Source organism: Anaerosalibacter sp. Marseille-P3206 (assembly GCF_900155565.1).
Lineage (GTDB): Bacteria > Bacillota > Clostridia > Tissierellales > Sporanaerobacteraceae > FUHM01.
The window spans coordinates 519,217-531,577 of the sequence record NZ_FUHM01000002.1 but is presented as its reverse complement, the minus strand read 5'-3'; the positions used below and the strand labels follow the sequence as shown (position 1 = coordinate 531,577).

Genomic DNA, 12,361 nt, shown 5'->3' with positions numbered 1-12,361 from the left:
CACATGAAAGAGGTGACTTATTTGAAATTATTAAGACAATTAGGAATTATACTTGGTATTTTATTTGGAAGCCACCTATTGCAAAAGGTTACAGGGTTGCCTATACCAGGGACTGTTTTAGGAATGATAATATTGTTGATTGGTCTTATAACTGGTTTAATAAAAATTGAAATGATATCTGAGGTAAGCCAATTTTTATTAGATCATTTAGTTTTCTTTTTTCTGCCTGCAGGTGTTGGAATTATGACATCAATAGATATTATAAAAGATAAATGGCTACCACTGTTGATAGTAACGATATTAACTACAGTAATAGTTTTAGTTGTAACAGGTTTAACAGTACAAGCTTTAAAAAGAGTAAAGGAGAGTAATAGATGATTGAAATTTTTGATACACCTATATTTGGAATTGTAATATCAATTGTTGCTTTTGAAATAGGGATTATAATTAATAGGAAAACAAAGCTATCTATACTAAACCCCCTTATTATTGCAGTAGGTTTGATAATAGCATTTTTATCCATTTCCCATATTGACTATGAAGTATACAACAAAGGCGGAAGTATGATATCTTTTCTTTTAGGACCAGCAACAGTAGTTTTAGCAGTACCACTATATAAACAAATTGAAAAGCTAAAAAAAGAAAAAACTCCTATATTAATAGGTATTACTGTTGGTTCATTAACAGGGCTACTTAGTGTGTATTTTTTAAGTAAGTTATTTGGTCTAGATGAGATATTGACACTTTCACTAATGCCAAAGTCTGTAACTGCAGCTATATCAATGGAGGTTTCAAAACAAATAAATGGAATTCCAGCTTTGACTGTTGCTGCTACTGTAGTAACTGGCATAACAGGAAATGTTCTATGGCCTTATATAAGCAAAATATTTCATATAAAAGATGATGTAGCTACTGGTATTAGTTTAGGTACAGGAGCCCATGCAGTAGGAACAGCTAAAGCAATGGAACTTGGAGAAGTAGAAGGGGGCATGAGTTCACTAGCAATTGGTGTTGCAGGCCTTATAACCGTACTTCTAGCACCATTATTAGTTAGGATGCTATTTTAAATATTTGCCCCCAAACCATCCCATAGCTAAAATGGTTTACACTTTGTAATAAAAGTGTTATGATGTAGACGTAAGAAAAAATTAAATAGCAAATCAAGGGGTGCTTATATTAATAGGCTGAGATAGGAATGTTATTCCTGACCCTATGAACCTGATTTGGGTAATTCCAACGGAGGGATTTATTTTTTTATGTTTATTTTTGAATAAAAGCTGTATGCTTCCGTTGAAGTATACAGCTTATTTTTTTGAAGGGAGGTTAAAATGAACACTTATAGGATAATAGATGCAAATATTAACAGAGTCTCAGAAGGTTTAAGAGTCATAGAAGATATAGAAAGATTTATATTTGAAAAAGAAAAAATTGCCAAGGAAATAAGAGAAATAAGGCATTTAGTAAGGAAGTGTTTTAAAAGTCCTCAATTATTACAAAATAGAAATTCAAACACAGATATAGGACTTAAAATATCACAAAATACTACATTAGATAAAAAAGAAGATATAGACTCATTACTCATATCAAATTTCAAGAGGGTAGAAGAGGGATTAAGAAGTATTGAAGAATGTTTAAAAATTTTAGAGTATTATCAAGAGTCAAAGATTTATGAAAAGTTAAGATTTAGTGTATATAGCTTAGAAAAGAAAGTTTTTATAAAGGCATTACCAAGAACAGATATCTATGGAATTACAGGTGAAAGATTTTCAAAGGGAAGAACAAATATTGAAGTAGTTAAAGATATGATTAATGCAGGGATTAAGATCATCCAATATAGAGAAAAAGATAAATCCAAAAGAGAAAAATATGAAGATTGTGTAGCTATTCGAGAATTGACAAAAAAAGAAGAAATAACTTTTATAGTAAATGATGATATTGATATTGCCATATTAGTAGGGGCTGATGGTATACATATTGGACAAGATGATATACCAATTGAAGAAGTAAAACAGATTGCTCCAAATATGATCATTGGACTTTCAACTCACAACAGTGAACAAGCTATTCATGCTGTAAAAGCAGGTGCTAATTATATAGGTGTAGGGCCAATATTTAAAACAACTACAAAAGAAGATACAGAACACAGCCAAGGTCTTAATTATTTAAAATGGGTTTCAGAAAATATAGGTATTCCTTATGTAGCAATAGGTGGAATTAAAGAAGAAAACATAGCAAGTGTTAAAGAACATGGTGGACAATATTATGCCATGATCAGTGAATTGACAAGTGCAGACAGTATGAGTGAAAAGGTTAAATCAATAAGAGAAATATTAAAGGAGGAAGAAGAATGAATTATACAACGCAAATGGATGCAGCAAAGAAAGGCATTGTTACAAGAGAAATGGAAATAGTAGCAAAAAAAGAACATATGGATGTAGAAGTTTTGAGAAATGGTATTGCTGAAGGGAAAATAGTAATACCAGCAAACAAAAACCATAAATCTCTAGATCCAGAAGGTGTGGGAGAAGGTCTTAAAACTAAGATCAATGTAAACCTAGGAATATCAAAAGATTGTAATGATATAGAAAAAGAATTAGATAAGGTAAAAGTAGCAATTGATATGAAAGCAGAAGCCATTATGGATTTAAGTAATTTTGGAAAGACTGAAGAATTTAGAAGAAGATTAGTTGAGATTTCTCCAGCTATGATTGGAACTGTACCTATATATGATGCAGTTGGTTTTTATGACAAAGAATTAAAGGAAATAACAGCAAAGGAATTTTTAGATGTAGCAAGAAAACATGCTGAAGATGGAGTAGATTTTTTAACAATACATGCAGGTATGAATAGAAGAACAGCTCAAGCTTTTAAAAATACTAAAAGAGTGACAAATATTGTATCAAGGGGTGGATCCTTACTTTATGCTTGGATGGAATTAAATAATAGGGAAAATCCATTTTATGAATATTTTGATGAACTTCTTGATATCTGTGAAGAGTATGATGTAACTATTAGTCTAGGTGATGCACTAAGACCAGGAAGTATAGAAGATGGAACTGATGGACCTCAAATACAAGAGCTTATAGTATTAGGAGAGCTTACCAAAAGAGCGTGGGAAAGAAATGTTCAAATTATAATTGAAGGCCCTGGTCATTTAGCCATAAATGAAATAGAGGCAAATATGTTACTTGAAAAGAAACTATGTTATGGAGCACCATTCTATGTATTAGGACCGATAGTTACTGATATTGCTCCAGGGTATGACCACATTACAAGTGCCATAGGCGGCGCAATTGCAGCAAGCAGTGGGGCAGATTTTCTATGCTATGTAACTCCAGCAGAACATTTAAGACTTCCAGATTTAGATGATATGAAAGAAGGTATCATAGCAACTAAGATTGCAGCTCATGCAGGAGATATAGCTAAGGGAATTCCTTCAGCCAAAGAATGGGATTTAAAAATGAGTAAGGCAAGGCAAAGATTGTGTTGGGAAGAAATGTTTGAGCTAGCTATAGATGATGAAAAAGCTAGAAGATATAGAAAGGAATCAACACCTGAACATGAAGACAGTTGTACTATGTGTGGAAAAATGTGTTCTGTTAGAAACATGAATAGAATTTTGGACGGTAAAGATATAAATATCTTGAGAAATGATGACTAAAATTTTGTAAAAAGGTAGGGATTATAATGGATAATAATAAAACCAAAAAATTAGCAATAGCAGCTATGTTTGTTGCTATTGGAGTGGTTCTTGGAAATGTTATATTTATTCCAGTGGGAGTTTCAAAGTGTTTCCCAATTCAACATACTATAAATGTTCTATCTGCAACAATACTAGGGCCTTTTTATGGTGTAGCTGTAGCTTTTTGCATATCTCTAATTAGAAATATATTAGGTACAGGAAGTCTTTTAGCTTTTCCAGGGAGCATGATAGGAGCGCTATTAGCAGGACTTATTTTTAGACAAACTAAGAATTGTTATCTAACGGCTATAGGAGAAGTGTTTGGAACAGGAATACTTGGAGGATTGCTTGCCTTTCCTATAGCAAAGTTTGTAATGGGAAAAGATGTAGTAGCGTTATTTTTTGTATATCCATTTATTTTAAGTAGTATTGGTGGAAGTATAATAGCTGTTGTATTATCAAAGGTTATAGAAAAATATGGTAGACCTCAAATAAATAAGGAGAAAAGTAATGAATGCTGATATTTACAAGCTATCAAATAGGATAAGGGAAGAAAAGCCCTTAGTTCACCTTGTCACCAATAGTGTTACAAGAAATGATTGCGCCAATGTGGTTATTGCCATTGGTGCTTCTCCTATTATGGCTATAGATTCTAGAGAAGTGGAAGAAGTGGTTTCTGTTTCTAAAGCACTTGTATTAAATATTGGTACAATAGAAGAAAATATAGTTGAATCAATGATATTAGCTGGAAAGAAAGCAAACAGCTTAAATATTCCAGTAATATTAGATCCAGTAGGAGTTGGAGTGTCAGAGTTCAGAAAAAACATAGTAGGAAAAATATTTGAAAATATTCATGTATCCATTATAAAGGGAAATCAATCAGAGATTAAAACCATATGCGGACTTGAGGCAAATTCCAAAGGAGTAGACTCAGGAGATAATGATAGCGTAGATGAAATAACAAGAATATCACAGATTCTTTCAAAGAAAACAAATTCAGTAGTAGCAGTAACAGGAAAAATAGATGTAATAAGTCAATTTGACAAAACCGTATATCTATCAAATGGCAATAAAATGTTAAAGAAAATTACGGGAACTGGATGTATGGGAACAGCTTTAGTAGGAGTGTTTTCAACAATTACCAATAACATGTTAGAAGCAGCAGTAGCAGGTATTTCATCATTAAACACAGCTGGAGACATAGCTTATAAAAAAACTACAGATATTGGTGGAGGATGTGGTAGCTTTAAAGTAAATCTATTTGATGCTATAGGTGCAAGCTCCTACTTGACAAAATAAGATTTGCGTTATACAATATCAAATAAGTTAAAAAATGAATACGAAAACTCTTATCTAGAGTGGTGGAGGGACTGGCCCGATGAAACCCAGCAGCCTGTACTTTGTACAAGGTGCTAATTCCTGCGGTGTTTACCGAGAGATGAGAGAGGATATATAGCCTCTTTCTTCTTGAAGAGGTTTTTTTATTGTTTAAAAACCTCACGAAAGAGGTTTTTTGTATATATGACAATTTAACTAGATATTTAATTAAAGGAGTGAAGTACATTGATACATGTAGAAAATCTATCAAAAGTATACAAAAACAATAACAATGAAAAAATATATGCCTTAAATAGCATCAACCTTGAAATTAATAAAGGAGAGATATTTGGCATAATTGGTCTAAGTGGAGCCGGGAAATCCACTTTGATTCGCTGTTTAAATAGACTTGAGGAACCTACTACTGGAAAAGTAATAATGGACAATATAGAGGTAACTAAATTAAATAAAAATGATTTAAGAAAAAAGAGAAAAGAAATAGGGATGATTTTTCAACATTTCAATCTACTTTCTTCTAAAACCGTATATGAAAACATAGCTTTTCCCCTAGAATTAGAAAAGCTAAGCAAAGATGAAATAGATAAAAGAGTTAATACTCTTTTAAAATATGTGGAACTAGAAGATAAAAAACATGCTTATCCTTCTCAGCTTAGTGGAGGCCAAAAACAAAGAGTAGCTATTGCAAGGGCCCTTGCTAACAATCCTAAGATACTTTTAAGTGATGAGGGGACATCAGCATTAGATCCAAAGACTACGAAATCAATTCTAGAACTTCTATGTAAAATACGTGATGAATTTGGACTAACTATTGTACTTATAACACATCAAATGGAGGTAATAAAAGATATTTGTGATAGGGTTGCAATCATTGAAGATGGGAAGATCATAGAAGAAAACACAGTTAAAGAGATATTCGCAAATCCAAAAACAAAGACTTTACAAGAATTTATCCGATTGGAGGTGATATAAATGTTAGATTTAATCATTCCATCACTATTTGAAACTCTATATATGGTTTTTTTCTCTACCATATTTTCCTTATTGCTAGGATTTCCTATAGGTATTCTTTTAACAATAACTGAAAAAGATAGTATATGGGACAAGCCACTGTTAAACCAAATACTTAATGGTATAACCAATATACTTAGATCATTTCCTTTTATTATTCTAATGATACTAGTATTTCCAATATCTAGGTTAATAGTGGGAACTACCATTGGAACTAAAGCTACAATTGTACCATTATCAATTGCAGCTGCTCCATTTGTAGCAAGGATCATTGAAAGCTCACTAAAGGAAGTAGATAATGGAGTGATTGAAGCTAGCGTGTCTATGGGGGCAACAGTACCTCAGATAATTTTTAAAGTACTCATTCCTGAAGCTATGCCTTCATTAGTCATGGGAATTACACTGACAATAATAAATTTGATTGGCTATTCAGCAATGGCAGGAGCAATAGGAGGCGGTGGCCTAGGGGATTTAGCTATTAGATTTGGACTATATAGATTTCAAACTGATATTATGATTGTCTCTGTAGTAATAATAATCATTTTAGTACAGGGAATACAACTAATTGGCAACAAGATATCAGCAACTATAAACAAAAAATAAGGGGGAAATAAAAGTGAAAAAGAATATTATATTATCAATATTAATAATAGTTTTAAGCATCTCAGTATTTACAGCTTGTGAAAAAAAAGAAAGTACTACAGAGGATTTAAATATATTAACAATAGGTGTTTCTCCAGTTCCACATAAAGAAATAATTGAATGTATAGAAAAGGATTTGAAAGAGGAAGGAATAGATATTGAAATAGTAGAATTTACTGATTATGTAAAACCAAATTTATCTTTAGCTGAAGGAGAAATTGATGCAAACTTTTTTCAGCATGAACCATATATGAATGAATTTTCAACTGAGCACAAAATAGATATTGTATCACTTGGGAAGATTCACATAGAGCCATTGGGATTATATTCTTTTAAATACAAATCAATTGAGGAATTAGGTGAAGGTAGTGTTGTAGCGATACCTAATGATCCCACTAATGGAGGAAGAGCTTTAATATTACTTGAAAAGCATAATCTTGTAAAGTTAAAAGAAGGGGTTGGATTATCAGCAACAGAAAAAGATATAGTGGAAAATCCTAAGAACTTAGTTTTCAAACCTCTTGAGGCAGCTCAACTACCTAGAATATTAAAAGATGTAGATGCTGCGGTAATAAACGGAAACTTTGCCATTGAAGCAGGACTTGTTCCTACAAAAGATGCATTGATTCTTGAAGACAAAGATTCTCCTTATGCAAATATTATAGCAGTTAGAAAAGGAGAAGAAAAAGAAGAAAAATTACAAAAATTATTAAAAGCCCTTCAAAGTGATAAGGTTAAAGATTTTATTGATCAAAAATATAATGGAGGAGTAATACCTGCTTTCTAGAAAATAATTTAATTGAAACTCATAAAAAAATTAGATATTATATATATAAAAGTGGTATATAATAGATAGTTGATGATATTATTAAAACAAGAGTGAGTTTAAATACAAGAGGGGGTATATATATGGGCATTTTGACAAGATTTAAGGATATAATGTCAAGTAATATTAATGCATTGTTAGATAAGGCTGAGGATCCAGAGAAGATGATTGATCAATGTTTAAGAAATCTAAATAGTGATTTAGGTAATGTAAAAGCTGAAACTGCATCTATTATGGCAGAAGAACAAAGATCAAAAAGGGCATTAGATGAATGTACGGCAGAAATTCAAAAGATGGAGAACTATGCTGTTAAAGCATTAGAAGCTGGCAATGAAGATGATGCTAGAAAATTTTTAGAGAGAAAGGTAAATTTAACAACAAAAGAAACTGAACTACAAGAAGCATATAATTTAGCTTCTTCCAATTCAGCAAGAATGAGAGAAATGCATGATAAACTTGTAGCAGACATCGGTGAATTGGATGCACGTAAGGCTATGATTAAAGGCAAAATGTCCGTAGCAAAGACCCAAGAGAGAATAAATAAAATTGGTTCATCTGTAAATAGTGCTAATAATTCTATACTAGCTTTTGATAGAATGGAAGAAAAGGCAAATAGAGTTTTAGATGAAGCCAATGCAATGGCAGAGCTAAATCAAGGTCCAAAAGATGACATAAAAGATTTGACTAAAAAATATGATAGTAATAATACAGATGTAGATGATGAACTAGCTAAACTTAAGGAAAAGTTAAACAAATAAGTTGATTTTAATAAGGGTTGTAGTATTTTCTACAGCCCTTATACTAGTTTGTGAAAGGGGTGAAATAGTGGTAATACATTATAAATGCCCAAACTGTGGTGGTGATATGGCTTTTGATAGTGAAACGGGGAAATTACATTGCCATAGTTGTGGACGATACGATAATATAGAAGATTTTCCTGACGAATACATAACAACTACATTTTCAGAAGATGAAGCAAAGGAATACCATTGTAAAAATTGTGGAGCAGTAATCATGACAGATAGTGATACAACTGCTACGACTTGTAGCTTTTGTGGAGCAGGAGTTGTGCTTGGAGATAGATTATCTGTCAAGATGGCTCCAGCAAAAATTATTCCTTTCACCATAAGCAAAGATCAGGCTATGCAAGCCTTTAAGTCATGGTGTAAAAATGGCCGTCTTACACCAAAGGGATTTATGACCGCAGATAGAATAAAGAATATAACTGGGATATATGTTCCATTTTGGCTATATGATTTAAATAGTAATGTTCAAGTAAGTGCAGTTGGAACCAAAGTTAGAACATATACTAGAGGCGACTATATATATACAGAAACTAGATACTATGATATATATCGTGATATCAATTTAAACTACATAAAGGTACCAGTTGATGCCTCTGAAAAAATGAATGATATTCTCATGGATAAATTAGAACCATATCAGTACAACGGTCTAAAAGAGTTCAAAACTCCATATCTTGCAGGATACATTGCAGAGAAATATAATTATGATGAAGGAGAACTTTTACCTAGAGCTAAAAACAAAATACAGAATTATATTGAGTCCTATATAAATTCAACTATTGTTGGCTATTCTTCAGTTAGATATAATAGCAAACATATAGACACTAGTAAAAAACATGCTTATTATACTTTGCTTCCTGTTTGGATGGTATATTATGACTATGACAAACAAGAACATACCTTTGCAATGAATGGCCAAACTGGTAAGGTTGTTGGTAAGCCTCCTATAAGTTATGCTAAAGTTGCTACTTGGTTTAGTGGAATTGCTGGTATAACATTTATAACACTTAAGTTGATTGCTTTGATTATGGGGGGTGGATTTTATTGAAAAACAAAATAAAAATAAAATTAATTCCATTATTTATAATAGTATTTTTATTATTTCCTCTTGTAATCAATGTAGCTATAGCTGCTTCTAAAACAAAGCAGAGAATTTACGATTTTGCAGGATTATTAACAGATGAAGAAATAGTTAATCTTGAAGAAATGTCTGAAAAATACAGCTCAAAAAGAAATACAGACATTATAATACTGACTACAGATGATACAGGTGGAAAAGATGTAGTAAAATATATGGAAGACTTTTATGATGAAAAAGCTTTAGGATATGACAAACCCCATGGGAATTGTGCTATTTTAACAATAGATATGCAACATAGAGAAGTGTATGTTGCGGGATTCTATCGTGGCGAAGAATATTTAGATAATGATAGATGTTCACTTGTACGTGAAAAGATAACCCCGGATTTATCAAGTGGTAATTATCATGATGCATTTTATACATTTATTAAGACTTCCTATAAATATATGGGCATAAGGCCAGGAGTGAATCCAAATAATATAATATTTAATTCATGGTTTCAAATAATAGTTTCCCTAATAGTAGCGGGAATATCTGTTGGTATAATGGCTTTTAACTCAGGTGGCAGAATAACAGTTAATGAAGGAACTTATAGAGATTTTAGTAATTCCAGAGTAATTGATAGAAGAGATAACTACATAAGAACTTCAGTCACAAAACACAGAAAACCATCAGATGACAACCACAATAGTGGAGGTAGTAGCGGTGGTGGAGGTGGAGTTACAAGTGGTGGCCACTCACATAGTGGTAGTAGAGGTAGTTTCTAATAGAAAGGAATGATAAAATATGGGTCTATTTAATAAACAATTTGCAAATGTAGTTGAATGGGAAGAGTTTAGAGATGATATGATTTTTTGGAAATGGTCAAATAAGGAGATAAAAAAAGGAAGTAAATTAATAATACGTCCTGGTCAAGATGCAATATTTTTAAATGGAGGTAAGATTGAAGGTATATTCAAAGACGAAGGTGAATACGACATAGAATCTCAGATAATACCTTTCTTATCAACACTAAAGGGATTTAAATTTGGTTTCAATACAGGCATGAGAGCAGAAGTATTATTTGTAAATACAAAGGAATTCACAGTTAAATGGGGTACTAAGAATGCTATTAATATCCCAACTCCACAACTTCCTGGTGGAATGCCAATCCGTGCAAATGGTACTTTCAATTTTAAAGTTAATGACTATATTGCCTTAATAGACAAAATTGCAGGAGTAAAAAATATTTATCTTGTTGAAGATGTCAAACTAAGGATCACTTCTATTCTAGATCAACTTCTTATGAAGTGGATTTCTAAAGAAGGAAAGGATATGTTTAATCTTCAAGCAAATGCTTTTGAAATCTCAAAAGGCATAAAGGAAGATCTAGATATGCAGATTATAGACAGTGGAATGACAATAACAGGATTTAATGTTATGAGCTTTAATTATCCAGAAGAAATCCAAGAAATGATCAACAAAAATGCTTCCCACAGTATGATTGGAGATCTCAATAGATATCAACAGGTATCAATGGTAGATGGAATATCATCTGGCAAAGTAAAAGGTGGAGGAGCTGCCTCTGATATGGCTGGAATGATGATGGGAATGAATATAGCTAAAGAGATGATGGAAAATATGAATAAACCTAATAAAGAGAATAATGCAAAGCCTAATTTCTGCCCAAACTGTGGGCAAAAAACAGGGGAAGCGAATTTCTGCCCTAATTGTGGGCAAAAGTTAGTATAACTCTAGAAATAATGGAAGAGGAAGACCCTTCGTGAAAACGAGGGTTTTTCTATTTGCAGATGGGGGAAAAAACAATGATGTTATATAGATTGTCGACAGGTGATGAGGTCCATAGATATAAAAAAAGTATTGTTGTGACATTTGAAGGTAAAAGGAAAGTCATAAGTACATCACCATTCAATGGTGGATATAGAGAAGATTTGAATTCCGTTTTCAATCACGATATTAATCCTGGAGCAGGAATGGAATGCAAACTAAAAGCACCAACATACGAAGAGCATATGTATTTAGTAGCAGAGGAATTGGGACTAAATCCTAAAAAAACCGCTGGTATTTCAACTGCTGCCTCAATGGACAATGTATCTATAAAAACAGAACGTTATAGGGATATTACAGTAACAGCAATAGTTACTGGAGGAATTGAAGTAAATGCTGGTAGAGTAGGAGATCCAACAACTTTATATGAGAACCAAGGAAAGTTTGAAACAATAAAAGCAGGAACTATAAATATTATATTAGTAATAGATGCTGATTTAACACCTGGTGCTATAACAAGAGCAGTTGTTACATGTACTGAAGCAAAAACTGCAGCTATTCAAGAATTGTTAGAAGGAAGCAAATATTCAAGAGGAATTGCCACTGGTTCTGGAACAGATGGTACTATTATTGTTTCTAATAGTAAATCTAAAGTGAAATTAACAGAGGCAGGAAAACATACAAAACTAGGTGAACTAATAGGTCTTGCAGTGAAAGCAGCTGTAAAAGAAGCTCTCTTTTTTCAAACTGGATTATCTCCTAAACTTCAACACAGTGTGTTAAGAAGAACAAAGCGATTTAGAGTAAATGAAGATATTATTTGGGATAAGTATATTGATATTGTAACAGAGTATGAAGAAATCTTAATGAAACCTCAATTCATACATAATCTTCATACAATAGATACAATAGATGAGTTGGTTACTTTGACTTCTCTTTATGTTCATCTATTAGATCAATTAGACTGGGAACTCTTATCTACAAGAGAAGTAACAAAAGAAGGAGAAATAATCTTAAAAAGAATAATAGATATTTTTAATATAGATATGAAAGAACCATTATTAGATAATATTAAAAAAAAGTCAATTGATGATGTAGTTGAGGTGATGATAGACAAGCTTATAGAAGTTTTAGCAGTAATTTCAGGGAAATTTTGTATTAAAGACAAGTACTTGGAAGGATAAACTCAAAGAAATTGATGAACTATTTAA

Annotated in this window: 14 protein-coding genes and 2 riboswitches; all 14 genes read left to right on the top strand. The window is 32.1% G+C overall.

What is annotated here, in order from left to right; all coding sequences use genetic code 11:
- Positions 1 to 21: 21 nt before the first annotated feature.
- The 14 genes from BQ9840_RS03870 (at position 22) to BQ9840_RS03805 (ending at position 12,334) form a co-directional block, all read left to right on the top strand.
- A complete protein-coding gene (locus BQ9840_RS03870; RefSeq protein WP_077368277.1) occupies positions 22 to 378 on the top strand; it encodes a CidA/LrgA family protein in 357 nt (118 codons plus the stop codon).
- Complete coding sequence (locus BQ9840_RS03865; RefSeq protein WP_077368275.1) at positions 375 to 1,067, top strand: LrgB family protein; 693 nt, start codon at positions 375 to 377, stop codon at positions 1,065 to 1,067. Before BQ9840_RS03870 ends, BQ9840_RS03865 begins: the two co-directional genes overlap by 4 nt.
- A gap of 86 nt (positions 1,068 to 1,153) precedes the next feature.
- Positions 1,154 to 1,263: riboswitch (TPP riboswitch) on the top strand.
- Between the two features lie 65 nt (positions 1,264 to 1,328).
- Positions 1,329 to 2,351: a thiamine phosphate synthase gene (gene thiE, locus BQ9840_RS03860; RefSeq protein ID WP_077368273.1), complete on the top strand. Its 1,023-nt coding sequence runs from the start codon at positions 1,329 to 1,331 to the stop codon at positions 2,349 to 2,351.
- Positions 2,348 to 3,661, top strand: a complete 1,314-nt coding sequence (thiC, locus tag BQ9840_RS03855; protein WP_077368271.1) for a phosphomethylpyrimidine synthase ThiC — start codon at positions 2,348 to 2,350, stop codon at positions 3,659 to 3,661. Before thiE ends, thiC begins: the two co-directional genes overlap by 4 nt.
- Before the next feature lie 26 nt (positions 3,662 to 3,687).
- Positions 3,688 to 4,203, top strand: a complete 516-nt coding sequence (gene thiW / locus BQ9840_RS03850; RefSeq protein WP_077368269.1) for an energy coupling factor transporter S component ThiW — start codon at positions 3,688 to 3,690, stop codon at positions 4,201 to 4,203.
- On the top strand, positions 4,193 to 4,981 hold the full coding sequence (thiM, locus tag BQ9840_RS03845; RefSeq protein ID WP_077368267.1) for a hydroxyethylthiazole kinase: 789 nt from the start codon (positions 4,193 to 4,195) through the stop codon (positions 4,979 to 4,981). The genes thiW and thiM overlap by 11 nt, the downstream gene beginning before the upstream one ends.
- Before the next feature lie 47 nt (positions 4,982 to 5,028).
- Positions 5,029 to 5,127: riboswitch (SAM riboswitch) on the top strand.
- A gap of 118 nt (positions 5,128 to 5,245) precedes the next feature.
- Complete coding sequence (locus tag BQ9840_RS03840; protein WP_077368265.1) at positions 5,246 to 5,989, top strand: methionine ABC transporter ATP-binding protein; 744 nt, start codon at positions 5,246 to 5,248, stop codon at positions 5,987 to 5,989.
- Positions 5,990 to 6,631 (top strand): methionine ABC transporter permease, encoded by a 642-nt coding sequence (locus BQ9840_RS03835; protein ID WP_077368262.1) that lies wholly within the window; start codon positions 5,990 to 5,992, stop codon positions 6,629 to 6,631.
- 13 nt (positions 6,632 to 6,644) lie between these two features.
- Complete coding sequence (locus BQ9840_RS03830) at positions 6,645 to 7,457, top strand: MetQ/NlpA family ABC transporter substrate-binding protein (RefSeq protein WP_077368259.1); 813 nt, start codon at positions 6,645 to 6,647, stop codon at positions 7,455 to 7,457.
- Between the two features lie 122 nt (positions 7,458 to 7,579).
- Positions 7,580 to 8,254, top strand: coding sequence for a PspA/IM30 family protein (locus BQ9840_RS03825; protein WP_077368256.1), 675 nt, complete (start codon positions 7,580 to 7,582; stop codon positions 8,252 to 8,254).
- Positions 8,255 to 8,321: 67 nt separating this feature from the next.
- Entirely contained in the window at positions 8,322 to 9,350 is a 1,029-nt protein-coding gene (locus BQ9840_RS03820; RefSeq protein ID WP_097677461.1) for a hypothetical protein, read from the top strand.
- The gene (locus BQ9840_RS03815) at positions 9,347 to 10,150 is read left to right on the top strand and encodes a TPM domain-containing protein (RefSeq protein ID WP_077368254.1); all 804 of its coding nucleotides are present in this window, start codon (positions 9,347 to 9,349) and stop codon (positions 10,148 to 10,150) included. Before BQ9840_RS03820 ends, BQ9840_RS03815 begins: the two co-directional genes overlap by 4 nt.
- Before the next feature lie 19 nt (positions 10,151 to 10,169).
- Positions 10,170 to 11,114 (top strand): SPFH domain-containing protein, encoded by a 945-nt coding sequence (locus BQ9840_RS03810; RefSeq protein WP_077368251.1) that lies wholly within the window; start codon positions 10,170 to 10,172, stop codon positions 11,112 to 11,114.
- 74 nt (positions 11,115 to 11,188) lie between these two features.
- Positions 11,189 to 12,334, top strand: a complete 1,146-nt coding sequence (locus BQ9840_RS03805; RefSeq protein ID WP_077368249.1) for an adenosylcobinamide amidohydrolase — start codon at positions 11,189 to 11,191, stop codon at positions 12,332 to 12,334.
- Positions 12,335 to 12,361: the final 27 nt, after the last annotated feature.